Below are 24,463 nucleotides of genomic sequence, written 5' to 3'. Positions count from 1 at the left end.
TACGCAGCAGTGCATCAGCAGCGCTGTTTCCCCCAGTTCATCGTGCTGCGGAATATGGTTGTGATGCCGTGGCTGGCACGCTTATCAACGTGTGTCGATCGGCGGGCGCGCCACGACAGGCCGTCGATCACGATGCATTTCGTCATGCAGACGATCGATTTTTCATCGCCTTCGTCGAAATGGCACGCTCCTTGCTGACCCATGACGTGGCGGGTGCATCGGCACCCGATTCGACAATGGGAATGCAACCGATGAGCAATGCAATCAACGTGGTCGCGATATCGGGCGGCCTGCAGCGGCCGTCGCGCACGCTGGCGCTGACCGACGCGATCGTCGCGGCACTCGACGCCGCGCTGCCGATCGACACGCGGCTGATCGAACTCGGCGAGATCGGCAGCCGGCTGGCCGGCGCGCTGACGCGCGCGCAGGTGCCGGCCGACCTCGACGCGCAGATCCGTGCGATCGAGACGGCCGATGCACTCGTCGTCGCGAGCCCCGTGTATCGCGCGTCGTACACGGGCCTCTTCAAGCACCTGTTCGACCTTGTGCATCACGAGGCGCTGGTCGACGTACCCGTGCTGCTCGCCGCCACCGGCGGCAGCGAGCGTCATGCGCTCGTGATCGACCATCAGCTCCGGCCGCTGTTCAGCTTCTTCCAGGCACGCACGCTGCCGATCGGCGTGTATGCGTCCGAAAGCGATTTCGACCAGTACCAGATCGCGAGCCCGGCGCTGCGTGCGCGCATCGCGCTCGCCGTCGATCGCGCGGTGCCGCAGCTGCGCCCGCATGCGCTTTCCGTCGCGGCCGCCTAGGCCGCCAGCGTTTTCCCTTCTGACCAGGACACACTCATGAGCCATTCCGACTCTTCCGCCGACGGCGTCAAGTTCGCCTACTGGGTGCCGAACGTCAGCGGCGGCCTCGTCGTCAGCACGATCGAGCAACGCACCGACTGGAGCCTCGAATACAACCAGCAGCTCGCACGCACGGCCGAGGCGGCCGGGTTCGAGTACGCGCTGAGCCAGATCCGCTTCACGGCCGGCTACGGCGCCGAATACCAGCACGAGTCGGTGTCGTTCAGCCAGGCGCTGCTGCATGCGACGACGAAGCTCAAGGTGCTCGCCGCGATCCTGCCGGGGCCGTGGCACCCGGCCGTGGTCGCGAAGCAGCTCGCGACGATCGATCACATCTCGAACGGACGCATCGCGATCAACGTCGTGAGCGGCTGGTTCAAGGGCGAATTCACCGCGATCGGCGAGCCGTGGCTCGAGCACGACGAACGCTATCGGCGCTCGAAGGAATTCATCCAGGCGCTGAAAGGCATCTGGACGCAGGACAACTTCACGTTCAAGGGTGATTTCTACCGCTTCAACGACTACACGCTGAGCCCGAAGCCGGTGCAGAAGCCGCATCCGGAGATCTTCCAGGGCGGCAGCTCGCGCGCGGCGCGCGACAACGCAGCGAGCGTGTCGGACTGGTATTTCACGAACGGCAATACGCCGGAGAACCTGAAGGCGCAGATCGACGACATCCGTGCGAAGGCGGCGGCGAACAACCATCGCGTGCGCATCGGCGTCAACGCGTTCGTGATCGCGCGCGATACGGAGGAAGAGGCGCAGGCCGTGCTCGACGACATCATCCGGCACGCGCACGTCGAGGCCGTGCACGCGTTCGGCGATGCGGTGAAGCAGGCCGGCAAGGCGTCGCCGGAGGGTGAGGGCAACTGGGCGAAATCGACGTTCGAGGATCTCGTGCAGTACAACGACGGCTTCCGCACGAACCTGATCGGTACGCCGCAGCAGATCGCCGAACGGATCGTCGCGCTGAAGGCGATCGGTGTCGATCTCGTGCTTGCGGGGTTCCTGCATTTCATCGAGGAGGTCGAGTACTTCGGCCAGCGCGTGCTGCCGCTCGTGCGCGAACTCGAGGCTCAACGGCAGGCGGTTGCCGCGTGACGCGGGGGCCGGTGCGCGGCGGGCACGTACACGTGCCGCGCACCGGCCGATCGAAGGGGCGACACCGGCGGTTCTCGCGGGTCGACCCGGTTTGACGTTTCGGATATCGAAACAGGAGGTCGGCGGATGCTTCCCGGCGCCGCCGGCCGGTTCATGAGCTTTGCCGGAATCGACATGTCTACGGAAATCATCGAAGAAAACGTGCAACCGCAAGCGGGCGCCACGCCCGTTCCCGTCATCGGCTCGGATGCCGAGGCACTCGACGTCGCGCGCCAGGTCGCGGCACGGCTGGCCGAGCACGCCGCGTTGCGCGACCGCGAGCGGAAGCTGCCGTTCGACGAGATCGAACTGTTCTCGTCGAGCGGGCTGTGGGGAATCACCGTGCCGCGCGAATACGGCGGCGCGGAGGTGTCGAACGTGACGCTCGCGGAAGTGATCGCGATCGTTTCCGAGGCGGACCCGTCGCTCGGCCAGATCCCGCAGAACCACTATTGCCTGATCGAGGACATCCGCCTCGAGGGCAGCGATGCGCAGAAGCGCTTCTTCTTCGATCTCGTCCTGAAGGGCACGCGCTACGGGAACGCGTTTTCCGAAGCCGGCGGCAAGAACGTGCTCGATATCCGGACGCGCGTGCATCGCGACGGCGACGCGTTCGTGCTGAACGGCCGCAAGTTCTATTCGACCGGCACGCTGTTCGCGCACTGGATTCCGGTACTCGCGCTCGACGAGTCGGACCAGGCCGTGCTCGCCTTCGTGCGGCAGGGTGCGCCGGGGCTGACCGTCGTGGATGACTGGAGCGGCTTCGGGCAGCGCACGACCGCGAGCGGCACGGTGATCGTCGAGAACGTGCGCGTGAGCCCGTTCGAAATCTTCCACACGCAGCGTTCGTACGATCGCCCGACCTTCGCGGGCCCGTTCGCGCAGATCACGACCGCCGCGATCGACCTCGGGATCGCGCGCGCCGCGCTGCAGGACACGATCGCGTTCGTGCAGCAGCATGCGCGCCCGTGGATCGACAGCGGCGTCGAGCGCGCGAGCGAGGACCCGCTGACGGTCGCGCAGATCGGCGACATCGCGTACCGCGTGCACGCGGCCGAAGCGCTGCTCGCGCGCTCGGGCCGCTTCGTCGACGCGGCGAAGCGCGAGCCGGGCGAGGAAACGGTTGCGCAGGCCGCGATCGCGGTGGGCGAGGCGAAGATCGCGACGACCGAGGTCGCGCTGCTTGCCGCGAGCAAGCTGTTCGAGCTCGGCGGCAGCAAGTCGACGCTGGCGAAATACAACTTCGACCGCCACTGGCGCAACGCGCGGGTGCATACGCTGCACGACCCGGTGCGCTGGAAGTATCACGCGATCGGCAACTACTACCTCAACGGCGTGAAGCCCGCGCGCCACTCCTGGAACTGACCGGCTCGCGTCGGCCGCCGTCACCACCCTCACCCTCACCACTACCGCCGCGGACGGCACGTACGCGGCGCCGCTTCATTCCTGACGAGGTCAATCGATGAGTCATCCAGCAAGCCCCGCGCAGGCACTGCCCGCGCAGCATGCCGCACCGCCGGCGGGCGGCCTGCGGCGCAACTACCTGAGCCTGCCCGAACTGATTGCGCAGTCGATCGGCCTCGTCGGCGTGTCCGGCGGGATCGGCGTACTGATCCCCGCCGTCTTCGCGACGGCCGGCAACGGCACGTGGCTCGCGTACCTGTTCGCGATCGTCGCGCTGCTGTTTGCGTCGTGGAGCATCTCGGTGTTCGCGCGCGATTCGGCGTCGCCGGGGGCGCTGTATGCATACGTGTCGGCCGGCATTGGGCCGGTCTGGGGCGCGATCTGCGGCTGGTCGCTGCTGATTGCCTATGCGGTGGCCGCCGCGGGCATCCTGCAGGGGACGATCAACACGTTTCTCGTGCTGGGCCGCGAGACCGGGCTGCTCGGCGGCGCGACGCCGCTCGGCGCCGTGCTCGGGCTCACGGTCGTCACCGCGTTCGCCGCGTGGTACATCGCGTTTCGCGACATCCGGCTGTCCACGCGTTTCACGCTGTTCGTCGAACTCGCCACGCTGCTGCTGATCGCCGTCGTCGTGATCGGGACGATCGCGTTCGGCGGGCATCCGGTCGATCGCGCGCAACTGACGCTCGAAGGCGTGAAGCCGACCCAGCTGCAGCTCGGGATGGTGCTCGCGTTCTTCAGCTTCACGGGGTTCGAGAGTGCGACCGTGCTCGGCGCGGAAGCGCGCGACCCGTTCCGCGCGATTCCGCGCGCGGTGCTGATCAGCGTCGTCGGGCCGGCGATCCTGTTCGTGATCGGCGCGTACGGGATGGTGAGCGCGTTCCACGGGCAGACGCCGCCGCTCGACCGGGTCGACGGCCCGCTCGCGGTGCTCGCGCATCGGCTCGGCGCCGGCTGGGTCGGCGTGCTGATCGACGCAGGCGTGGCGTTGAGCTTCTTCGCGGCGTTCTTTTCGTCGATCAATGCGGCGGCGCGGATCGTCTATACGTTCGGGCGGCAGGGCGTGCTGCATGCGTCGACGGGCCACGCACACGAGCGCAATGCGACGCCGCACGTCGCGGTGGCGCTGATCGTGGTGCTGGCGCTGGTCACCGCGCTGGTATTCACCGCGCGCGGCACCGCGCTACTCGATTCGTATGGCTATCTCAGCTCGATTGCCACGTATGGCTGGCTGCTTGCATACGTGCTGGTGGCGATCGGCGCGCCGCTCTATCTGCGCCGCCAGCGCCGGCTTCGCGCGCGGCATGTGGCGATCAGCGTCATTGCGGTCGTGCTGCTCGCGATTCCGCTGGCCGGCAGCGTGTATCCGGTGCCGGAGGGCGTGTATGCGTGGCTGCCTTATGTGTTCGTCGCGCTGCTGGCGATCGGGCTCGGGTGGTTCCTGGTGCTGCGCGTCCGCTTTCCGGAGCGGTTGCGCGAGATGGAGGCCGAGTTGCTGATGAAGTGACGGGGCGCGCCGTCGGACTTCGGCGCGCCGGTCGGCTGGACGGGGCTTATTCGGTCAAGTCGAAATCTTCTTCGCGACCGTTCAGTATCGCGGTCAGTGTCCGCAGCCCGGCGTCGAGCTGGTCCATGGTCGGCGCGGCCAGTGCGAGCCTCACCGCGTTCGGTGCATGGCCGGACGAGACGGCAAACGTGGTCGACGGCGTCAGCCCGATGTCGCGCCTGGCCGCGGCCGCGACCAACGCCTGTGAGCGCCAGTGCGCCGGCAAGGTCAGCCACAGGTGGTAGCACTTGCCGTTGGTCCGGATATCGAAACCCGCGAGACGATCGATTGCCAGCGCCTGGCGCTCGCTTGCATCGATGCGCTTGAGTTGCGCGAGCTCGGCCACGGTGCCGTCGCGCATCAACCGCTGCGCGGCCGCGAATGCGAATCCCGAGGCGGTCCACCCGCCCGAGCGTACCGATGCCATGACGCTTTCGCGTAGCCGCGGCGGCGGCACGATGAATCCCAGGGTCATGCCGGGCGTGACCTTCTTGGACAGGCTGTCAATCACGATGCAGGTGTCCGGAGCGAGCGCGGCCAGTGGCGGTTCGTCGCCGAGGAAGCCGTACACGTTGTCCTCGATGACGGGAATGTCGAGCTTTTCGACCACGCGTAACAGTTCGGCGCGACGCGCGGTGCTCATCGTCATGCCCAGCGGGTTCTGGATGGCCGGCTGGACATAGATTGCCGACAGCCTGGCTTCACGGTGCGCCTTTTGCACTGCGTCGGGACGCACGCCGTCATCGTCCATCGCCAGCGGTACCAGCGAGATGCCCAGTTTGGCGGCGATGCCCTTGATGAACGGGTAGGTCAGCGCTTCCACGCCGCAGCGCCCGCCGGTCGGAACGACCGCGGCCACGGCTGCGGCAATGCTTTGCCGCCCGTTACCGGTAAACACGAGCTGGTCCGGCGACGGCGACCATTCCGGTTGCGACAGATAGGCGGCGGCTACGCTTCTGATGGCCGCGGTGCCGATACTGGTGGCCTCGCGCAGCGCGGCATCGAGTTCCGCCGGTCGGTGCAATCCGCTCAGGCTTCGTGCAATCAACGCCGTTTGATCGGGGACGCTCGGATAGTTGAACTCGAGATCGATCCGTACGCCGCGCGGTTCCCCGGGCGCCGCCGCCCCGCGCCGCGTCTCGCCCGACACGAAGGTGCCGCGGCCGACTTCACCTACCACCAGCCCGCGTCGCAAGAGCTCCGTGTAGACCCGGCCCGCCGTCGATGCGGCGATTGCATGCTGGTCGGCGAAAAGACGCTGGGGAGGCAGGCGATCGCCGGGCGCCAGTGTGCCGTCGGCGATTTGCGCGGCAATCGCGTCGGCCAGTTGCAGGTACTCGGATTTGGACATGGATTGCACCGATAACAATGATTATTGCACCGAGGTCAATGTTTTAATTGCACTGAGATGTGAGGCGGTGCATTCTGATTTCGTCGAGTCGATTGTACCGGGGCTGCAACGCTTGTACGACTCGGGCGGCAGGCAGTGCACCTGACCGGCGCACTGCATCGCCCCGGCATACCCATTTGAGAGGCAGTATGCATGGAACGCGTTCAACCCTGATCGCTCGCATGGCGGCGACGCAGCTTCGAGCCGGCTCCCGGCAGCCCGCCGTATGGCGTTCCGTGTCGGCGAGTCGGCCATGACGGCCGCACCGGTCGCGGTGGGGCTGCAACTGACGCCGACCACCATCCTGATCGCGTTCGCGGGCGTGTTCGTGATCGCGTTCATGCGCGGCGCGTTCGGCGGTGGATTCGCGATCATCGGCATACCGCTGCTGTCGCTCGTGATGGACCCGGTGACCGCCGGCGGTCTGCTCGCTCCGCTGTTCATCGCGATGGATCTGTTCGCGCTGCGGTACTGGAAGCCTTCGACGTGGTCGAAGCCGGATCTCGTTCTGCTGCTGCCCGGGCTGGTGATGGGTATCGGATGCGGCTATCTGGCATTTCGGTTTCTCGACCATCGGGCCATCGAACTCCTGATGGCGGCGGTCACGCTGATATTCGTCGGCCTGTGGGTGGCCGGCGGCGCGCAGCTGACGGTCCGTCCGCGTTCGCGACCGAAGGCCGTGACCGCCGGTCTCGCGTCGGGCGTCACGACGATGGTCGCGCATTCGGGCGGGCCGCCGCTCGCGATGTACCTGCTGCCGCTCGGTCTCGGCAAGGAGATGTACGCGGGAACGACGAGTCTTTTCTTTACCGTGGGCAACGCGCTCAAGGCGGTGCCGTGGATGCTGATCGTGCGGCCGACCATGAACGTCTGGGCATTGATGGCGGTCTGCCTGCTCGCCGTTCCGGCCGGCGTGGTATTGGGCTGGCGGCTGCATGGCAGGCTGGACCAGCGCCTGATCTATCGGATCTGCTACGGATTGCTGGCGGTGACCGCGCTGAAACTCTTCTGGGACGGCGTTTCCGGCTATCTCGCGTGAAGCGGGCGCACTGGCGCCCGTTCCCGGTGCCGGTGCGAAGTTCTTGCGAATGACAGGTAATCAGTAGTGCAGATGTCGTTCGTCCGACCAACAGGAGCGTGTATGTCGACTGATACTTCTTTGCGGACGCCGTCGCGGCGTCATTTCATGGGCGTAGCCGCGACCGCCGCGGTGGCAGGTTCATTGAGCCGCCTCACGTTTGCCGAAACCGAAACCGAAACGAGCAGGGCCGTCGTGGGCGTTGCCCGACCGGCCGGCGGCGACGCGTCCGCCGTGCGCCCGCTGCGGGTGCATGCGCCGGACGTGCAACTTGCCGAGCTGCGGCGGCGGATCAACGCAACGCGCTGGCCCGAACGGGAAGCGGTCGCCGACGCATCACAGGGCGTGCCTCTCGAGACGATGCAGAAACTCGCGCGCTATTGGGCGACCGACTACGATTGGCGCAGGGTCGAAGCGACGCTGAACGCACTTCCGCAGTTCGTCACCCGGATCGACGGGCTCGACATTCATTTCATCCACGTTCGCTCGAAACATCCGGATGCGTTGCCCGTCATCGTCACGCACGGATGGCCCGGCTCGATCATCGAGCAACTGAAGATCATCGGGCCGCTGACCGATCCGACGGCCTTTGGCGGCATGGCATCGGACGCGTTCGACGTGGTGATTCCATCGTTGCCGGGCTACGCGTTCTCGGGCAAGCCCGCTGCGACCGGCTGGGATCCCGTGCGCATTGCGCGCGCGTGGATCGTCCTGATGAAACGTCTCGGATACCGGCGTTACGTGGCGCAGGGTGGCGACTGGGGTAATGCCGTGACCGAGCAGATGGCGCTGATCGCGCCGCCGGAGCTCGTCGCGATTCACACGAACATGCCGGCCACGGTGCCGGACGATATCGCGAAGGCACTCAAGTCCGGTGAGCCCGCGCTCGCCGGTTTGCCGCCGGACGAACGGCACGCGTTCGAGCAGCTCGATCGTTTCTACAGGCACGGCCTCGGCTATGCGCAGGAAATGGCGAACCGCCCGCAGACGCTGTACGGCATCGAGGATTCACCGGTCGGACTCGCCGCATGGATGCTTGACCACGACGCGAGCGGCCTCGCGCTCATCGAGCGCGTTTTCGATGGCCATACCGAGGGACTGACGCGCGACGACGTGCTCGACAACGTCACGCTCTACTGGCTGACCCGCACGGGCGTCTCGTCGGCGCGCCTGTACTGGGAGAGCAAGCTTGAATTCTTTGCGCCGAAGCATGTGACCATTCCGGTGGCCGTGAGCGTGTTTCCGGATGAAATTTACGCCGCGCCGAAGCGCTGGGCGCAGGCCGCATATCCGAAACTGATTCACTACAACCGTTTGCCCAGTGGCGGGCATTTCGCGGCCTGGGAGCAGCCGAATGCGCTGTCGGAAGAACTGCGTGCGAGCTTCCGGTCACTGCGCTGAACACATTCGCGCGACCGTATGATTCGCGGATCACGCCACACCTGCCATCCTCGACGCGTCGACCACCATCTGCACGCCGAGCCCGCCGAGGATGAGCCCCATCGCCCAGCGCTGGGCGAGCAGCAGCGTCGGGCGCCTGTGCAGGAACTTCGCGATGCTGCTGGAACAGATCGCCACCGTCCCGTTCGCGCAGGCGAATGCGGCGATCAGCAGCGAACCGAGAAGCAGCGACTGGCCGAGCACGCTGCCGTTCCGGTAGTCGATGAACTGCGGCAGCAACGAAATGAACAGCATCGCGAGCTTCGGGTTCAGCACGCTGGTCGTCGCGCCCATCGCGAGCAGCCGCAGCGGCCGCTCGCTGGGCAACGCCCGCACCTCGAACGGCGAGCGGCCGCCGGGCCTGACGGCCTGCCATGCCAGATACAGCAGGTACGCCGCACCGACCACGGCCAGCCCGCTGCCCGCATAGGGCACGCTCATGAACAGCGTCGTGATGCCGAACGCCGCGCCGAACATGTAGAACAGGTACCCGATCATCACGCCACCGAGTGAAATGAGCCCTGCCGTGCGGCCCTGCGCGATCGAGCGCGACATCACGTAGACCATGTTCGGCCCGGGCGTGACCGCGAGCATGCCGCCGATGACGAGAAACCCGTAGAGCGATCCGGACGTATGCATGTCTGACGATTCCTGCAACGAGTGAGTGCTGACGGGAATCATTGTCCGATCGTGGAGGCGAACAGTAAAACGGGATAAACTGAATCGATTGATCAGTTTTTCTGAATACGATGAAAAAGCTCGACCTCGATGTACTCGCGATGGTGGTGGCCGTCGCCGAATCCGGATCGTTCGCTCAGGGCGCGCAGGCCGTGCACCGGTCGCCGTCGGCGGTGAGCATGCAGATCAAGGCGCTCGAAGATGCGCTCGGCAAGCCCCTCTTCATCCGCGACACGCGCAACGTGACGCCGACCGGCGAAGGCACGATGCTTGCCGAATACGGCCGCCGGATGCTGGCGATGCGCGACGAGGCCTGGGCGTCGGTCGTGCGCCCGGAGATTCGCGGCCGCGTGACGATCGGCGTGCCCGACGACTACATTTCGTCGCTGCTGCCGCAGGTGCTCGGCAAGTTCGCCGCGATGCACCCGCGTGTGGAAGTGCGCGTGATCGGCCAGCCGAGCAGCGCGCTCGTGCCGATGCTGAAGGACAACACGGTCGACCTCGCGTGCCTCACGCGGATCAAGGGCGTGACCGGCGAGCTGATCCGGCTCGAACCGCTCGTGTGGGCCGGGTCGCCGAAACGCAACGTATGGGAGGAGCGGCCGCTGCCGGTGGCCTTTTTCACGCACGGCGGCAGCATGGCGCGCGATCAGGCGGTCAAGGCGCTGAACCGGCGGAAGATCCCGTACCGGATGTCCTACGAGAGCCCGAGCCACCTCGGCCTCCTCAGCATGGTGGAGGCCGGGCTCGCGGTCGCGCCGCTGGCGCGCTGCTGCATTCCCGATCATCTCGTGCAGCTGTCGGAAAGCCACGGGCTGCCGCCGCTGGGCGAACTCGAGGTCGTGCTCGCGCGCAGCGCGCAGTCCGCGCGCCCGCCGTGCGACTACCTGGCCGAGCAGATTCTCGGCGAATGGCGTACCTGAACGCGGGCAGCCCGCCGGCGGCCGAGTTTCAGCACGACTTCAGCAGCCATTCGCGGAACGCGACGAGCGACGGCAGTGTCTCGTTCCCCGGCGGATAGACGAGGTAGTAACTGCGCTGGCTGGTGATCGCGTCGCCGATCGACACGAGTTCGTTGCGGCCCAGCTCGTCTTCCACCAGCACCTTCGGCACCAGCCCGATTCCCATCCCGGCCCGCACGGCCTGGATCAGGTGCGACGTCAGCTCGAAGCTCGGGCCGATGCGCATCTGCCGATGGTCGAGCCGATAGTGCGAAAACCACTCGGCCCACGCCTGCTGGTTGCTCGTCACGCCGAGCAGCGTCTGTTTCGCGGCCCACGCCGGCGAACGCGCGTCGGCCTTGCGGCGGCTGCCGGTGTCCGGCGGCGCGATCGCGATCAGGAACTCGTTGTACAACCGGTGCGCGTGCAGGCCCGGCCAGTCGCCCGCGCCGACGGTGATGGCCGCATCGAGGTCGTCGTTGAGGAAATCGATGGCGCCGATCCGCGAATGGAGGTGCACGGTCACGCCCGGATGCGCGGTGTAGAAGTCGTGCAGGTGCGGCAACAGCCATTTCGAGCCGAACGTCGGCAAGGTGGCGAGCCGCAGCGTGCCGGCGCCCGCCTGGTGGGACATCGCCTGAAGCGTCGCGCCGCGGATGCGCCCCAGTGCGCCGCTCAGCTCGGCGAAGTAGCGGCGCCCGACCTCGGTCAGCTTCACGGAGCGGCCCTCGCGCCGGAACAGCGGCACGCCGAGTTGATCCTCGAGCGTCTGGACTTGCCGGCTGATCGCGCTCTGGCTCAGCGACAGCTCCTCGGCCGCGCGCGTGTAGCTTTCATGCCGCGCGGCGGCCTCGAACACGAGCAGCAGCGACATGGACGGGGTGAGGCGACGGTAATTCATGAGTTTTATGCAATATTCGCCGGGTGAGAATTCGTTTGTTTCTCACGGAAATTGCAAAGATACTGGAATTCCCGGTCGCGCGGAAACTTGCCAAAAAATCATGTTTCAGAGCGCGCGAACCGGCCGGCTCCACCCACACTGCGCTTTTGCCCCATGTCGATCGCCTCGTTGCCCCGTCCCGCCCGCCCGCCCGCGAATGCGTACCGTGACTTTCTCGCCGCGCTGCGGGCCGCCGGATTCGCCGGGGAGATCCGCGCGGACCATGCGAACCGGACGGTGCAGGCCACCGACAACTCGATCTACCAGCGCCTGCCGCAAGCGGTGATCTGCCCCGCGCATGCCGACGACGTCCAGCTGCTGGCACGGCTGCTCGCCGAGCCCGCGCATCGCGACGTCGCGGTGGCAGCGCGCGGCGGCGGCACGGGCACCAACGGGCAGTCGTTGACCGACGGCGTGGTCGTCGACCTGTCGCGGAACATGAACCGGATCCTCGAAATCAACGTCGAGCGCCGCTGGGTGCGCGTGCAGGCGGGCGTCGTCAAGGATCAGCTCAATGCGGCGCTGAAGCCGCACGGGCTGTTTTTCGCGCCGGAACTGTCGACGTCGAACCGCGCGACCGTCGGCGGGATGATCAACACCGACGCGAGCGGGCAGGGCAGCTGCACGTACGGCAAGACGCGCGATCACGTGCTCGAACTGGATTTCGTGCTGATGGGCGGCGAGCGGCTGCACAGCGACGCACTCGATGACGAAGAACTGGAGCGCCGCTGCGCGCGGCAGGACCGCATCGGCAAGGTGTACCGCACCGCGCGACGCATCAGCGACGACAAGGCCGCGCCGATCGAAGCGAAGTTTCCGAAGCTCAACCGCTGCCTGACCGGCTACGACCTCGCGCACCTGCGCGAACCCGACGGCCGCTTCAACCTGAACAGCGTGCTGTGCGGCGCCGAAGGTTCGCTCGGCTTCGTCGTCGAGGCGAAACTCAACGTGCTGCCGATCCCGAAGTATTCGGTGCTGGTCAACGTGCGCTACGCGGGCTTCATGGATGCGCTGCGCGACGCGCGCGCCCTGCTCGCGCACGAGCCGCTGTCGATCGAGACGGTCGACTCGAAGGTGCTGATGCTCGCGATGAAGGACTTCGTGTGGAGCAGCGTCGCCGAGTATTTCCCGCAGGACGACGCGCGTCCGACGCTCGGCATCAACCTGATCGAATTCAGCGGCGACGACGCGGACGACGTCGACGCACGCGTGCGTGCGTTCGTCGACCATCTGCGCACCGATACCGGCGTGGAGCGCCTGGGCCACACGCTCGCGGCCGGCGACGACGCGGTGAAGCGCGTGTATGCGATGCGCAAGCGCGCGGTCGGCCTGCTCGGCAACGTGCAGGGCGAGGCCCGCCCGCAGCCGTTCGTCGAGGACACCGCGGTGCCGCCCGAGAATCTCGCCGCGTACATCGCCGAATTCCGCGCGCTGCTTGACGGCCACGGGCTGCAGTACGGGATGTTCGGCCACGTCGACGCGGGCGTGCTGCACGTGCGCCCGGCGCTCGACATGAAGGACCCGAAGCAGGCGGCGCTGGTGCGGCCCGTGTCGGATGCGGTGGCCGAGCTCACGCAGCGCCACGGCGGCCTGCTGTGGGGCGAGCACGGCAAGGGCGTGCGCTCCGAATATGCGCCGGCGTTCTTCGGCGAGCTGTATCCGTCGCTGCAGCAGCTGAAGGCCGCGTTCGATCCGCACAACCAGTTCAACCCGGGCAAGATCGCGACGCCGCCGGATCACACGATGCGGCTGCTGAAGATCGACGAAGTGCCGACGCGCGGCGACCACGACCGGCAGATCGACGAGCGCGTGTGGCAGAGCTACGGCACGGCGATGCACTGCAACGGCAACGGCACGTGCTACAACTTCGATCCGGACGACGCGATGTGCCCGTCGTGGAAGGCGACGCGTGAACGCGTGCAGTCGCCGAAGGGGCGCGCGTCGCTGATGCGCGAATGGCTGCGCCTGCAAGGGCAGGCCGGCGTCGACGTCGTCGCGGCGGCGCGCGCACGGCAGCCGTCCCTGCGCGGCCTGGCCGCGCGCTGGCGCAACAGCCGCGCGGCGCGCAACGGCGAGGCCGATTTCTCGCACGAGGTGTACGACGCAATGGCCGGCTGCCTCGCGTGCAAATCGTGCGCCGGGCAGTGCCCGGTCAAGGTCAACGTGCCCGAATTCCGCTCGCGGTTTCTCGAGCTGTATCACCAGCGCTACCTGCGGCCGTTACGCGACTACCTGATCGGCTCGCTCGAATTCACGATGCCGTGGATGGCGCGCGTGCCCGCGCTGTACAACGGGCTGATGCGCGCCGGCTGGGTGCGCACGCTGCTCGAGCGGCACGTCGGCATGGTCGACAGCCCGCTCCTGAGCCGCTTCGATCTCGCCGCCGTGATCCGCGAATGGCGCGTGAAGCCGGCCGACCCGCGGGCGCTCGCCGCGCTGAGCGACGCGCAGCGCGCACGCAGCGTCGTCATCGTGCAGGACACGTTCACGCGCTATTTCGATACCGAGCAGTTGGCGACGCTGATCGAGCTGGCGGCTCGCACGGGTTTTCAGGTGTGGCTCGCGCCGCTCGCGCCGAACGGCAAGGCGCTGCACGTGCAAGGTTTTTTGCGCGCGTTCGAGAAGGCGGCGATCCGCAATGCCGGGCAGCTGGCGGCGCTGGCGCGCTCGGGTGTCGCGCTGGTCGGCCTCGATCCGGCGATGACGCTCACGTATCGGCAGGAATACCTGAAGGTGACGGGGCTCGCCGATGTGCCGAAGGTGGCGCTGCCGCAGGAATGGCTGCTGCAGGCGCTGCCGGAAGCGGGCGGCGTGCCGCGCGCCGCCGGTTCTTACCGGTTGCTGCCGCACTGCACCGAGAAGACCAATGCGCCCGACAGCGGCAAGCAATGGGCACAGGTGTTTGCACGACGCGGGCTGCGTTTGCAGGTGCAGGCAACCGGGTGCTGCGGGATGTCGGGCACCTATGGGCACGAAGCGCGCAATCTCGAGACATCGAAGACGATCTATGCGCAGTCGTGGGCGGCGCACGTCGATGCGGCGGATGGGGAAGGCGAGGCGCTGGCGACCGGCTATTCATGCCGCAGCCAGGTGAAGCGGATGTCTTCGAAGCAGGTGCGCCATCCGTTGCAGGCGCTGCTCGATCACGTGCGGGCGGCGGGAGGATGATCGGGCGTCGCATGGCGCGGTGCCCGTGAGACGAATTCCGTTCCGGCGTTGAGCGACAAGCGGCAAGCGTTGAGCCGCTGTCGACGCATGCCCGCGCTCAGGCGTCGGTCTTCGTCGTTTTTCTGGAACGCGGCTTGTCCGCCGCAGGAAATACGCCGCCGCCGCGCGGCCGTTTCGGTTCGATCCGTATCTGCCGGATCACGCGCCGGAAATCGATCTCGTGCGCGGCCAGCGTGCCGATCAGTTTCGCGATGACCGCGAGGTGGGACGGGACGGTGCCCTTGCTCGAATAGTTCGTGATCGAACTTTCGTTCATCCGGATCAGGCGGGCGAACTCGCGCGCCGTCAACTGTGCCTTTCTCAACTCCTGTTGGAATTCCGCATACGCCATTGCGCACATGATGCTTCGTCTCCGTGAATCAGAAATCGGCCCGCGCGGCGCCGGCGCCGACGGGTGGCGTTCCCGTCGTGCCGGCGCCGCGGCGGGTTACATCTTCACCTGGTCGAGGAAGGTTTTCTTGCCGCTCTTGTAGCCGTAGATCGAGATGATCCCGTGCGTCAGGTCGCCCTTCGCATCGAAGGTCGTCGTGCCGATCACGCCGTCGTATTTCGTCGCCGGCATCGCCGCGAGGATCTTCGCCGGGTCGGTCGAGTTCGCGCGCTTCATCGCGTCCACAGCGATGTAGACCGCGTCATACGCGAACGGCGCATCGAACTTGATGCCCTGGTTGAAGCGCTTCTGGTACTTCGCGAGGAAGTCCGCGCCGCCGGGCATCTTCTCGAGCGCGGCGCCCGCCTGCGAGCACAGCACGTTGTCGGCCGCCGGGCCGGCCAGTTCGGCCAGCGAGTCGGTGCACACGCCGTCGCCCGACAGGATCTTCGCGCGCAGGCCGAGCTGCTTCGCCTGCTTCGCGAGCGGGCCGCCGGTGGCGTCCATGCCGCCGTACATGATCGCGTCAGGGTTCTCGCCCTTGACCTTCGTCAGGATCGCGCGGAAGTCGACGGCCTTGTCGTTGGTCGCGTCGTGCGACAGCACCTTCAGGCCGAGCGCCTTCGCCTTCTTCTCGAACTCGTTCGCGAGGCCCTGGCCGTATGCGGTCGAATCGTCGATCACCGCGACGCTTTTCACGCCCTTCGCCTGCGCGTAGCTCGCGAGCGCCGGGCCTTGCTGCGCGTCGGTCGCGACCACGCGGTACGTCGTCTTGAAGCCTTGCTGCGTGTAGGTCGGGTTCGTGGCCGACGGCGAGATCTGCACGATGCCCGCGTCGCTGTAGATCTTCGACGCCGGGATCGACGTGCCCGAGTTCAGGTGGCCGATCACGGCGACGACCTTGTCGTCGACGAGCTTCTGCGCAACCTGCGTGGCCTGGCGCGGGTCGGCCGCGTCATCCTGCGCATCGAGTTGCAGCGTGATCTTCTTGCCGCCGATCGTCAGGCCCTTCGCGTTGATTTCCTCGACCGCGAGGCGCGCGCCGTTCTCGTTGTCCTTGCCGAGGTGCGAGATGCCACCCGTCGTCGGTTCGACGCTGCCGATCTTGACGACCTGGTCGGCCATCGCGCCCGACGCGGCCGCGAATGCGGCGGCAGCCAGTGCGACGGTGATCAGGGGTTTGCAGCGCATGCCGACAGTGCTTCGTTCCATCTGCCATCTCCGATTTGAATGATCTTTCTATTGGACGTCTCGACCGTCCGACGGCGAGGCCGGGGCGATCGGATGAGTCTCCATACCCGTCATGGGTTTCACTTGCATCGTGTCCTGCCCGTCGGCGTGATGCCCGGATGAGCGGCCCGGGGCCTGACAGCGCGCAATTCGTATGAATATATATGAAGCCGATTTTGCGCGCTGCAGCGAATCGCGTCACGGGGCCGGTGCGGCAAGGCCGGCGCCCGAAATCCGAAGGCGCCGGATGCCGGAAATCGTGCGCCGCGGCACGCGATGGATTGCGATTCGCTGTCGACGGCCTTACGGCCGCATCCATTATTCGGCCGGCGGCCGGGGCGAAGCCATGGACACTGATGCGCGGTCAATCCGGAACTGTTCGGTCGATTTGTCTGCACAGTTTGGACGGTTGTGATTGCGCGTCCGGTTGAACTGCCAGGTTTCATCGGGATCGATGCCTCTATTGATGCAACTAACGGTCAAGCCTCGGCGGCGCTGGCGAACTGGCGCGAGTCGACAGCCCGCGCCATCCGATGGGCTTTGCAGATGTCGGGGTTCATCCGACCGGTTCGCTTGCGGATCGTCGGGCTGACTGTGCCGGCCCGATGCGGCGTTGCGCCTAAGCGCGTCCGCGCAACGCCACGAAGATCACGCCGGCGATCGCCAGCAGGCCGCCGCACACCGTCTCGATCCCGGGCCGCTCGCCCGTCAGCGCCATCGACAGGGCCGTCGCGACCGCCGGCGTCAGATAGAGGAAGTTGGCGGCGCGTGCCGCGCCGAAGTAGCCGAGTGCGAAGGTCCAGGTCGCGTAACCCAGCGCGGCCGGGAAGATGCCGAGCATCAGGACGGCCAGCGTCGTGTCGCGCGATCCGCTCTCCAGCGCCCCGAGCGCGCCGGGCAGCCACGGCGTGAGCAGCAGCGCGCCGGCCAGCAGCGTGTAAGCGGTGCAGGCCAGCGCGCCGTATACCGGAATCAGCCGCCGCTGCAGCACGAAATAGCTGGCCGAACACAGGGCCGCGCCGAGAATCAGCGTGCTGCCCGCGCCGAGGACGAGGCCGCCCGGCTGCCCGCGGGCGATCACCGCGATGCCGGCGAGGCTGACGAGCGAGCCGAGCCAGCCCCAGCGATTGAAGCGCTCGCCGAGAAACACGGCGGCCAGCAGGGCCGTGAAGATCGGCAGGGTGTTCACGATGAAGCTCGCCGCGCCGGCGGACACGGTTTGCTCGCCGGTATTGAGCAGCGCGTTGTACAGCGCGATGCCGAGAAAGCCGCACAGCAGGAAGCGCAGCGCATCGCTCCGGGTCGGCACGCGCGGCCGCCGCGCCACCAACCACGCGACGATCAGCACGGCCGCGGTGGCGAAGCGTGCCGCCGCGAGCTGAAGCGGGGTCAGGCCATGCAGGCCGATCCGGATGAACGGGAAAGCGGACGCCCACGAAACGATCGTGAAGGCGACCGCGCCGGCCGCGACCAGCGGCTGCCGCGCAGCGCGCGACGACGGTGTGGAGAGTGTGTTCATGCGGCGATGATGCGGCGTCGCGAGATGTTAAGCTAGCGCACAGATCAGCATCCGGATATGAAGATGATTCACAGCTCGAGCCGGCGGCCGGTCGGCGCTTCAGCCCGCGCGAAACAGGGCGCGGCGGCGTTGCCCGCCGCGGCGCCGACGCCGGCGCCGGGTTCGCGGCCGCCGCTCGCGAGCCTGGAGACGGTGTGCACGGTCGCGCGCGAGGGTTCGTTCCTGGCCGCCGCCGACGTCTCCGGCGTGACGCACGGCGCGATCAGCCGGCGGGTGGCCGCCGTTGAAAACTGGCTCGGCCTGAAGTTGTTCGAACGTCATGCGCGCGGCGTGCGCCTGACGCCGGACGGGCAGCGCTTCGTCGGCCGGATCGAACAGGCGTTCGCGATCATCGACAGTGCGGCCGATCAGTGGCGTTCGCCGCGCGCGCCGCGACTGGTCAGGATGAGCGTGGTGCCGGCATTCGCGCAGCTTTGGCTGTTCGAGCGGCAGCATGCGCTCGAGAGCGAGGCCCCCGCGTTGCAGATCGAACTCGGCATCGATCTTCGCAACGTGGATATCGCCGGCGGCGAAGCGGACCTGTCGATCCGGTACGGGCGCGGCAACTGGCGCCAGCTCGAAACCCGTGCGTTCATGCCGGAGCGGCTCTATCCGGTCGCGCATCCGCGGCTCGCCGCGCAACTGGCTGCGGAGCGCCGCCGGCGCGGCGATGCCGCGTTGCTCGACATGCCGTTGCTGCACGATTCCGATGTGACCGGCTGGCGCACGTGGTTCGATGCGTTGGGCGTGCCGTTCAAGCCGCGCGCGCAGGATCGCCGGTTCGAGGATTACAACCTCGTGCTGGCCGCGGCCGAGGCTGGGCTCGGCGTGGCGCTGGCGCGCGTACCGCTTGCCGACGCCTATCTCAAGCGCAGCGAACTCGTGCGCGTGAGCCGCCACGAGGTCGATTCGGTGCTCCGGTATTACTTCGTGCACGCGAAGGGGGAGAATCGGCCTGAGGTGCTGGCGTTGATGGAGCGGATGCGGGCGGCGGCGGCGGCAGGCACCTGATCGAAATGGAAATGGTCGTGGCGACCCGCCACGGCGGACCGGCTGCTGCGAAGGACGCGGTGCGCGATTCGAGGCACTAGGCCGGCAGCGCCGGATCGACGACAATGCGTCCGCGAAAAACGATGAGGTGGAGAGATGAACGAAAATCGAAAATGTATGCATCCGTGCGGGTGCAAGCGAGGTCAACAATGAACAGGCCGGACAAATCGTCGAAAGCGCGTGCAGCGCTCGACCAGCTGTTTTCGGGCATGGCGCCCACGGACGAGACGCGCGCGTCGCGTCCCGGCAACCCGTTCGAAGCGAACGCAAACGAGGCATCCGCCGGCACCGGCGTGCGCGGCGGGATCGAAGTCACGCTGTCGACCCGGATTCAGCTGCGCGGTTATCCGAATGCGGACGCATTCATGAAGCGCATGGCCGAGGCTTGGGGGCTGGATTGGGGGATGTACGACAGCGTCAAGGCCATCGCGACGCTGCCCGCCGGATGGCGAGCGCGCCGGCTTCCGGAAGTCACGCAGATCGTCGACGGGCACGACGTGCTGCGCGCGGAGAGCAGCCTGCAGGGCGGCGAGATGTCGTACCTGAAAGTGCATCCGCGGTACTACATCGACGCACGCAAGGGGTTCGGCTGGGGCAAGTCGTCGAAGGCGTCCGACGATCCGGATCTCGACGGCCCCGACTGGAACTGCTTCGTGGTCGATCGCGAGAAGTCCGTCGAAGTGCATGAATTGACGACCTCGTCGCTGAAAGCCGACATGGACAACGCGCGGGCGACGTTGCTGAAATGGCTGGACGAAAACTATCCGAAACATCGCGATCCGTTCGCTTACTGGACGGATTGCGAACGGGCGTCGTGATGTGGCGTGGCTGCCCGGTTCGGCATCGCGGGCACATGCTGCCTGACCGGCGCCGGAGCGGGGGCGGCACACGCTGCTTCGATTCCTCGGCCGGTTGCGCCGGGGGCGCCAATTGAAACGCGCCAGTGTCGTCCCGATTCTCTGGGCGGCGTTTGCCGCGGCGGTCGGCTCGACCGTCGTCGAACTGCTGCTCTGGCCGATCGCCGGCGATGATGCGATCGGGAACCTGCTGCGCGACGCACGTCTCACGGCCGCCATCGTGATGGGGCGCCGCGTGCTCGACGCGTCCGCCGGCTTCGATCCGCTGGTCATGGCGGTGGCGACCCTCGTGCATATGGTGCTGTCGCTGGTCTATGCGGCGGTGCTGGCGAAAACGATCCGCACCCTGTCGTTCGCGGTCGCGCTCCTCGCAGGCGGTGCGTTCGGCCTCATCCTGTACGGCGTCAACCTGTACGCCTTCACAGCGATCTTCCCGTGGTTCATTCCGGTTCGTGGTGCGATCACGCTGGTGGCCCATCTGGTATTCGGGATCACGGCGGCAGCGGCCTACCGCTTCGCGAGGCGCTAGGCCGGCGCCAGCCGCCAGCCGCGGCATCGACTGTCGAAGGTTCCCGCGTTGATCAATCGCACCAGACCCCTGGAATAAGCAGGCGCGCCGCATCGTTTAGCCGGCAGGAGACCCTGTACGTAGCGTCGGCGCGTTACCGCCGCGTGGTGAATCGTGCGTGAGCGATTCGATGTGTCGGGCACCGCCAACGGTGCCCGCGATCTAGCGGTCGGGGGCAATCAGGAGCCGATCATGTGCAACTTGTTTCGATCCGGGATAGGTATCGTCTGTCTCGGCTGTTCCGCGGCGGTCTTCGCGCAAACGTACGACGATCTGGCGGACGACACGGCCAACTGCCGTGCAGTCGTCGCGCGAGCGAACATCGACGGCACGGACCAGCAAATCGTCGGGCGTGCGTGCCTGCAGGACGACGGCACATGGCAGTTCGTGCAGAGTCCCGATGGTAGTGTTTTATGGTATCCGGCGGTGGACTACCCGTATGCCGACCTGGGGTACTGGGGGCCGCCGCTTTTCATCGGCGCGGGCGTGGGCTTCGTCTTCATCGATCGTTTCCACCACTTCCACCATTTCCACCATTTCGATCCGGTCGTTCACGTCAACGGGATGGAACATCGCCGCTTCGGCGTGCCGACCGGTGCCGGTTTTCACCATGGCGCGTTCCCGGTCGGCGCGCATCGCGAATTCGGCGGAATGCATGGGTTCGGCGGCATGGGCGGGGCGGGGAGCATGCGGCGACATTAGGCTGTCATTTCCGGCTCGATCGTGCGCCTTCTTCCAGCTGCGTCAGGCATGGGTGCGCTTACAGGATCGACGCGAGTCTCGGCACCCGGAGCAGGAGGCCGGCAATCAGGTAGCACGTGACGCAAGCGACACCGCCGGTCACGGCGAATTTCAGGAACGGCGACACCGGCACGGTTCGCCATACGAGGGCGATACCCACCAGCACCGGGGGATGGATGATGTAGATCGTGTACGCGCGCCGGGACAGCGACTGCCACGCGCCCGTCAGTCGATCGAAGCGCCGCTGGAAACGGCTGGCAAGAAACAGGCTCGTTCCCCACGCGACCAGCGGCTCCCAGAATGCGTAGATCACCTCTTGCGGGTGGCCGCGCAATGCAGGAACGTGCTTGGCGAGCAGGTAAGCGACCGGCAGGACAGGGAGTGCCAGCAGTGCGATGCGCCACCACAGTCTGACCTGCCGTGCCGGCAGATGCTCGATCCAGTGCACGCGCGCGGTCCGGCACCCGGCTGCGTACAACACGACGTAGCTCGCGAAGTAGCCGAGCTGCAGCCCCCATACGTTGATACCTACCGGCCATCGGGACCGCAACGCCAGCGCCGCGATACCCGTGAGCAACGCCGCGGCGGCCAACGTCCTGTCGGACGGAAAGGGGTTGCGGGCGGGGCGGTTCGTATCGCGCGCCACGGTGCGCCGGAAGGCGATGTGACAGAGTGCTGCAGCTGCGCTGAACATCAGCAGTGCCTCGGCGAACCACATCGGGCCGTTTTCGAACGTGCCTTTCCGCCACAGGCGGCCCAGCGTATCCGCGAACGGGTGGCCTCCGCCCGATTGCGCCAGGGCGATCGTTGCCGGGCCGATCACGAAGCCGTACACCAGCAGAGGCAGGCCGAGCCTGATGAACCGGTCGGCGAGGAAACGTGCGGCGCCCTTGCGATCGATGGACGGCGACGTGTAATAACCGGCCAGGAAAAAGAACAGGCCCATGAAAAAGGCCTGATTGATCGCGCAGAAGAGCGTCAGCAGTGCGGATTCCACGGACGGGCCGGCAGCCACCTCGTGGTAGTACCACCCGCCGAGCGCGCCGTATGTGATCGCGCAGTGGTGAAAGACCACCAGCAACGTCAGGCACGCGCGCAACGCGTCGAGGCCGGCGTTTCGATGGACGGCTGCCGCCGTGTCCTGCTGAAAAGCGAAGTCGACCGGGACGTCCTGAGCGCTCATCACGTTGCCTGCGTGGTTGGTCAGCGATGACCCGCCTGGCGACGATCCTGGTCGCGACGACGCATGCGAATCCGGCGGGCGTACAGGTCGGCACCCTACACCGTTGTTCTTACAACCATCCAACAAGCCGCCCCGCCGTTGGCGCGGCGCCCGCTCAGTCGAGCTTGCCGCGCAGGTCGTCGAACGGAATCATCACGTGCGTGCGATACGCGGGCCGCGCTTTCAGCCGTTCGTACCACGCCTGCACGTGCGGCAGGTCCGGCCGGGCGATGTCGAGCTCGAAATAGCGATACAGATGCGTGCCGGCCGCGATGTCGGCGAGCGTGAGCGTGTCGCCCGCGAGAAACGGTTGCCCGGCCAGCACCGCATCGAGCGTCCGGAAGTATTGCGCGCACTGCGCGATGCTTTGCTCGACGCGCGCCGTGTCGCGCTGCTCGGGCGGCGTCCGGTAGAAGCCCCGGAACACGCCGTTCAGGAACGTCGGCTGCAGCGTGGTTTGCGACCAGTCCATCCAGCGGTCGGCGCGCGACTGTTCGGCCGGATCGTCGTGCCAGAAACCGGGGCGCCCGTAACGCGCGGCGAGGTAGCGCAGGATGCTGTGTGATTCCCATACGACCGTGCCGCCGTCGTCGATCACGGGCACGCGCCCGTGCGGGTTCATCGCGAGAAAACCGGGCGTGTCGAGCACGCCGAACTGCCCGCCGGCCGGCACGTGCCGATGCGCGAGCGCGAGCTCGTCGACGAGCCACATCACCTTCTGGACGTTGAATGCATTGCGGCGCCCCCATACGGTCAGCATGCCGGCCTCCTTGTGTCGTGCGGAACTTGAACGCGGACAGTGTAAACGCCGCAGGCGCGCACCGCGGTGCGCGCCTGCCGGCTGTCGTCCGTCGCTGTCGTCGCCTGGCGGCGACGCGATCAGAACTTGTGGCGAATCCCGACGATCGCGAGTTCCTGCGTATCGGTGCCGGAGTTCACGCCGTACGAGCCGACCGACGCGGCGGCCTTCACGACCGCGCCGTTCGCGTTGAGCGTGTTGCCGCTCGCCTTCTGGTAGCCGAACAGCGCATACAGGTCGGTGCGCTTCGACAGCGCGTAGTCCGCGCCGAGGTTGACCTGGTTGTAGTGCGCGGAAGACGGGCCCGTCAGCGACGTGTAGTTGTAGCCGACACCCGCGCGCAGCGCCGGCGAGAACTGCCAGTTGAAGAACGCGGAGCCGTTGTTGAACTTCGCGTTCTGGCTGAATGCCGACAGCGTGTCCGCGCCGTACTGCGTATTCGAATACGCGAGGCCGAAGGTGGCGGGCCCGGCCACGTACTGGCCGGCCACACGCACGATCTGGATCGACTTCGCGCTCGAGAAACCCTGGTTGATCACGGTGTTGAACAGCGTGTCCGAGCTGCTCGACCACGTGCGCACGCCGTTCGCGACCGAGGAGCCGCCGTTCGCGTAGAAGAAGCCGGCGCCGAGCGACAGCGGGCCGTTCGCGTAGCTTGCGCCGAAGCTGTACGTGCGGCCGCTGCCGGTGGCGCCCGCGACGCCGCCGAAGCCGTACAGGCCCTCGAACTGGAAGCCCGAGATCAGCGGGCTCGTGTATTTCACCGAGTTGCTGACGCGCAGGCTGTTGTCGTAGTTGTCGAGGTCGCCCGGCGTCGCGAACACGCCGCCGAAGTAGTTGTCCTGCGTGAGGCCCTGCACGAGGTCGACGACCGGATCGTACTGGCGGCCGAGCGTGACGGTACCGTACGTGCTGCTTGCGAGGCCGACGACGGCCTTGCGGCCGAATTCGCGTCCGCCCTGGCCGAGTGCGCCCGTGCCGATGTTGAAGCCGTTTTCGAGCTGGAACAGCGCGGCCAGGCCGCCGCCGAGATCCTCGGTGCCGCGCAGCCCCCAGCGGCTGCCCGACAGGTTGCCGCTGCTGAACTTGACGAGGCTCGACGCGTTGCTGCCGTTCGCGTTCTGCGCGTTGTGGACATAGGCGATGCCCGCATCGGCGATGCCGTACAGCGTGACGCTGCTTTGCGCGTGGGCGCCGGCGGCGAAGAGCGCGGCCGGCAGCGCGAGCAGTGCGAATGAACGGACTGGTTTCATTGTTGGATTCCCCGTTGGTCGATTGGTCTGACGAGTCGGTGAACGATACGGACAGCACATCGTCGAGGGAACCAATAAATTGTCGGATCGTTATGAGGCGGCGCGGAGATGGATGCGCGCGCAACCGGCCGGCGAGCGGTGCATGGGGACGTTATGCGTCATACGCTGGATGAACGATG

The 24,463-nt window shown here is 66.9% G+C and carries 22 protein-coding genes; 12 read left to right on the top strand and 10 right to left on the bottom strand.

From position 1 onward, the window contains the following. Positions 1-14: 14 nt before the first annotated feature. On the bottom strand, positions 15-203 hold the full coding sequence (locus tag ABIC51_RS26065) for a hypothetical protein (RefSeq protein ID WP_175855637.1): 189 nt from the start codon (positions 201-203) through the stop codon (positions 15-17). Between the two features lie 48 nt (positions 204-251). On the opposite strand from ABIC51_RS26065, the gene msuE reads away from it, so the two are divergent. From msuE to ABIC51_RS26045, 4 genes are all read left to right on the top strand, one after another. Further along, positions 252-812, top strand: coding sequence for an FMN reductase (gene msuE / locus ABIC51_RS26060; protein ID WP_226129295.1), 561 nt, complete (start codon positions 252-254; stop codon positions 810-812). Between the two features lie 36 nt (positions 813-848). Beyond that, on the top strand, positions 849-1,952 hold the full coding sequence (sfnG, locus tag ABIC51_RS26055) for a dimethylsulfone monooxygenase SfnG (RefSeq protein ID WP_027792181.1): 1,104 nt from the start codon (positions 849-851) through the stop codon (positions 1,950-1,952). A 174-nt stretch (positions 1,953-2,126) separates the two neighbouring features. Further along, the gene (locus tag ABIC51_RS26050) at positions 2,127-3,356 is read left to right on the top strand and encodes an SfnB family sulfur acquisition oxidoreductase (protein ID WP_042975765.1); all 1,230 of its coding nucleotides are present in this window, start codon (positions 2,127-2,129) and stop codon (positions 3,354-3,356) included. 97 nt (positions 3,357-3,453) lie between these two features. Further along, positions 3,454-4,902 (top strand): APC family permease, encoded by a 1,449-nt coding sequence (locus ABIC51_RS26045; RefSeq protein ID WP_354006697.1) that lies wholly within the window; start codon positions 3,454-3,456, stop codon positions 4,900-4,902. Positions 4,903-4,948: 46 nt separating this feature from the next. Here ABIC51_RS26045 and ABIC51_RS26040 read toward each other — a convergent pair whose 3' ends face one another. Further along, positions 4,949-6,292, bottom strand: a complete 1,344-nt coding sequence (locus ABIC51_RS26040) for an aminotransferase-like domain-containing protein (RefSeq protein ID WP_175855629.1) — start codon at positions 6,290-6,292, stop codon at positions 4,949-4,951. Positions 6,293-6,584: 292 nt separating this feature from the next. Between ABIC51_RS26040 and ABIC51_RS26035 the strand changes: the two genes are divergently transcribed. Both ABIC51_RS26035 and ABIC51_RS26030 read left to right on the top strand, forming a co-directional pair. Then, positions 6,585-7,370, top strand: coding sequence for a sulfite exporter TauE/SafE family protein (locus tag ABIC51_RS26035; RefSeq protein ID WP_354006696.1), 786 nt, complete (start codon positions 6,585-6,587; stop codon positions 7,368-7,370). A 102-nt stretch (positions 7,371-7,472) separates the two neighbouring features. Beyond that, positions 7,473-8,810 carry an epoxide hydrolase family protein gene (locus tag ABIC51_RS26030; RefSeq protein ID WP_226129293.1) on the top strand — a complete coding sequence of 446 codons (1,338 nt, stop codon included), beginning with the start codon at positions 7,473-7,475 and terminating at the stop codon, positions 8,808-8,810. A 30-nt stretch (positions 8,811-8,840) separates the two neighbouring features. On the opposite strand, the gene ABIC51_RS26025 is transcribed toward ABIC51_RS26030, so the two are convergent. Further along, a complete protein-coding gene (locus tag ABIC51_RS26025) occupies positions 8,841-9,488 on the bottom strand; it encodes a LysE family translocator (protein ID WP_175862893.1) in 648 nt (215 codons plus the stop codon). A 110-nt stretch (positions 9,489-9,598) separates the two neighbouring features. Between ABIC51_RS26025 and ABIC51_RS26020 the strand changes: the two genes are divergently transcribed. Continuing rightward, positions 9,599-10,450 (top strand): LysR substrate-binding domain-containing protein, encoded by an 852-nt coding sequence (locus ABIC51_RS26020; RefSeq protein ID WP_027792175.1) that lies wholly within the window; start codon positions 9,599-9,601, stop codon positions 10,448-10,450. 28 nt (positions 10,451-10,478) lie between these two features. On the opposite strand, the gene ABIC51_RS26015 is transcribed toward ABIC51_RS26020, so the two are convergent. Then, a complete protein-coding gene (locus ABIC51_RS26015) occupies positions 10,479-11,369 on the bottom strand; it encodes a LysR substrate-binding domain-containing protein (RefSeq protein WP_027792174.1) in 891 nt (296 codons plus the stop codon). Between the two features lie 153 nt (positions 11,370-11,522). On the opposite strand from ABIC51_RS26015, the gene ydiJ reads away from it, so the two are divergent. Further along, entirely contained in the window at positions 11,523-14,576 is a 3,054-nt protein-coding gene (gene ydiJ, locus ABIC51_RS26010) for a D-2-hydroxyglutarate dehydrogenase YdiJ (RefSeq protein WP_226129289.1), read from the top strand. Positions 14,577-14,673: 97 nt separating this feature from the next. Here ydiJ and ABIC51_RS26005 read toward each other — a convergent pair whose 3' ends face one another. The 3 genes from ABIC51_RS26005 to ABIC51_RS25995 all read right to left on the bottom strand — a co-directional run bounded on the left by ABIC51_RS26005 (position 14,674) and on the right by ABIC51_RS25995 (position 17,755). Then, on the bottom strand, positions 14,674-14,976 hold the full coding sequence (locus ABIC51_RS26005) for an XRE family transcriptional regulator (protein ID WP_226129287.1): 303 nt from the start codon (positions 14,974-14,976) through the stop codon (positions 14,674-14,676). Between the two features lie 87 nt (positions 14,977-15,063). Further along, on the bottom strand, positions 15,064-16,218 hold the full coding sequence (locus tag ABIC51_RS26000) for a branched-chain amino acid ABC transporter substrate-binding protein (protein ID WP_021160717.1): 1,155 nt from the start codon (positions 16,216-16,218) through the stop codon (positions 15,064-15,066). A 637-nt stretch (positions 16,219-16,855) separates the two neighbouring features. Further along, positions 16,856-17,755 (bottom strand): DMT family transporter, encoded by a 900-nt coding sequence (locus tag ABIC51_RS25995; RefSeq protein ID WP_027792171.1) that lies wholly within the window; start codon positions 17,753-17,755, stop codon positions 16,856-16,858. A gap of 57 nt (positions 17,756-17,812) precedes the next feature. On the opposite strand from ABIC51_RS25995, the gene ABIC51_RS25990 reads away from it, so the two are divergent. The 4 genes from ABIC51_RS25990 to ABIC51_RS25975 all read left to right on the top strand — a co-directional run bounded on the left by ABIC51_RS25990 (position 17,813) and on the right by ABIC51_RS25975 (position 20,971). Next, positions 17,813-18,805, top strand: a complete 993-nt coding sequence (locus tag ABIC51_RS25990; RefSeq protein ID WP_354006695.1) for a LysR substrate-binding domain-containing protein — start codon at positions 17,813-17,815, stop codon at positions 18,803-18,805. Between the two features lie 188 nt (positions 18,806-18,993). Next, entirely contained in the window at positions 18,994-19,662 is a 669-nt protein-coding gene (locus ABIC51_RS25985; RefSeq protein ID WP_027792169.1) for a hypothetical protein, read from the top strand. Positions 19,663-19,774: 112 nt separating this feature from the next. Continuing rightward, positions 19,775-20,230, top strand: a complete 456-nt coding sequence (locus ABIC51_RS25980) for a sodium:proline symporter (RefSeq protein ID WP_354006701.1) — start codon at positions 19,775-19,777, stop codon at positions 20,228-20,230. Positions 20,231-20,461: 231 nt separating this feature from the next. Further along, positions 20,462-20,971: a hypothetical protein gene (locus tag ABIC51_RS25975; protein ID WP_354006700.1), complete on the top strand. Its 510-nt coding sequence runs from the start codon at positions 20,462-20,464 to the stop codon at positions 20,969-20,971. Positions 20,972-21,029: 58 nt separating this feature from the next. Here ABIC51_RS25975 and ABIC51_RS25970 read toward each other — a convergent pair whose 3' ends face one another. From ABIC51_RS25970 to ABIC51_RS25960, 3 genes are all read right to left on the bottom strand, one after another. Then, positions 21,030-22,193: an acyltransferase family protein gene (locus tag ABIC51_RS25970; protein WP_354006694.1), complete on the bottom strand. Its 1,164-nt coding sequence runs from the start codon at positions 22,191-22,193 to the stop codon at positions 21,030-21,032. Positions 22,194-22,347: 154 nt separating this feature from the next. Next, a complete protein-coding gene (locus ABIC51_RS25965; protein WP_134319535.1) occupies positions 22,348-22,992 on the bottom strand; it encodes a glutathione S-transferase family protein in 645 nt (214 codons plus the stop codon). 119 nt (positions 22,993-23,111) lie between these two features. After that, positions 23,112-24,284 (bottom strand): porin, encoded by a 1,173-nt coding sequence (locus ABIC51_RS25960; protein WP_060170094.1) that lies wholly within the window; start codon positions 24,282-24,284, stop codon positions 23,112-23,114. Positions 24,285-24,463 lie beyond the last annotated feature (179 nt).

This window comes from Burkholderia sp. 572 (assembly GCF_040545135.1).
GTDB classification, from domain to species: domain Bacteria; phylum Pseudomonadota; class Gammaproteobacteria; order Burkholderiales; family Burkholderiaceae; genus Burkholderia; species Burkholderia cepacia.
The sequence above is the reverse complement of the archived record's forward strand: the minus strand, read 5'-3'. Positions and strand labels throughout refer to the sequence as shown.

Bases quoted from the DNA above. Each gene is read 5' to 3' on its own strand.
- ABIC51_RS26050 (WP_042975765.1), top strand. From the start codon at position 2,127: ATGTCTACGGAAATCATCGAAGAAAACGTGCAACCGCAAGCGGGCGCC.
- ABIC51_RS26025 (WP_175862893.1), bottom strand. From the start codon at position 9,488: ATGCATACGTCCGGATCGCTCTACGGGTTTCTCGTCATCGGCGGCATG.
- sfnG (WP_027792181.1), top strand. From the start codon at position 849: ATGAGCCATTCCGACTCTTCCGCCGACGGCGTCAAGTTCGCCTACTGG.
- ABIC51_RS26065 (WP_175855637.1), bottom strand. From the start codon at position 203: ATGGGTCAGCAAGGAGCGTGCCATTTCGACGAAGGCGATGAAAAATCG.
- ABIC51_RS26040 (WP_175855629.1), bottom strand. From the start codon at position 6,292: ATGTCCAAATCCGAGTACCTGCAACTGGCCGACGCGATTGCCGCGCAA.
- ABIC51_RS26020 (WP_027792175.1), top strand. From the start codon at position 9,599: ATGAAAAAGCTCGACCTCGATGTACTCGCGATGGTGGTGGCCGTCGCC.
- ABIC51_RS26035 (WP_354006696.1), top strand. From the start codon at position 6,585: ATGACGGCCGCACCGGTCGCGGTGGGGCTGCAACTGACGCCGACCACC.
- ABIC51_RS26045 (WP_354006697.1), top strand. From the start codon at position 3,454: ATGAGTCATCCAGCAAGCCCCGCGCAGGCACTGCCCGCGCAGCATGCC.
- ABIC51_RS25990 (WP_354006695.1), top strand. From the start codon at position 17,813: ATGAAGATGATTCACAGCTCGAGCCGGCGGCCGGTCGGCGCTTCAGCC.
- ABIC51_RS25965 (WP_134319535.1), bottom strand. From the start codon at position 22,992: ATGCTGACCGTATGGGGGCGCCGCAATGCATTCAACGTCCAGAAGGTG.
- ABIC51_RS26015 (WP_027792174.1), bottom strand. From the start codon at position 11,369: ATGAATTACCGTCGCCTCACCCCGTCCATGTCGCTGCTGCTCGTGTTC.
- msuE (WP_226129295.1), top strand. From the start codon at position 252: ATGAGCAATGCAATCAACGTGGTCGCGATATCGGGCGGCCTGCAGCGG.
- ABIC51_RS25970 (WP_354006694.1), bottom strand. From the start codon at position 22,193: ATGAGCGCTCAGGACGTCCCGGTCGACTTCGCTTTTCAGCAGGACACG.
- ABIC51_RS25975 (WP_354006700.1), top strand. From the start codon at position 20,462: ATGTGCAACTTGTTTCGATCCGGGATAGGTATCGTCTGTCTCGGCTGT.
- ABIC51_RS26005 (WP_226129287.1), bottom strand. From the start codon at position 14,976: ATGTGCGCAATGGCGTATGCGGAATTCCAACAGGAGTTGAGAAAGGCA.
- ABIC51_RS25960 (WP_060170094.1), bottom strand. From the start codon at position 24,284: ATGAAACCAGTCCGTTCATTCGCACTGCTCGCGCTGCCGGCCGCGCTC.
- ABIC51_RS25995 (WP_027792171.1), bottom strand. From the start codon at position 17,755: ATGAACACACTCTCCACACCGTCGTCGCGCGCTGCGCGGCAGCCGCTG.
- ABIC51_RS26000 (WP_021160717.1), bottom strand. From the start codon at position 16,218: ATGGAACGAAGCACTGTCGGCATGCGCTGCAAACCCCTGATCACCGTC.
- ABIC51_RS26030 (WP_226129293.1), top strand. From the start codon at position 7,473: ATGTCGACTGATACTTCTTTGCGGACGCCGTCGCGGCGTCATTTCATG.
- ABIC51_RS25985 (WP_027792169.1), top strand. From the start codon at position 18,994: ATGAACAGGCCGGACAAATCGTCGAAAGCGCGTGCAGCGCTCGACCAG.
- ydiJ (WP_226129289.1), top strand. From the start codon at position 11,523: ATGTCGATCGCCTCGTTGCCCCGTCCCGCCCGCCCGCCCGCGAATGCG.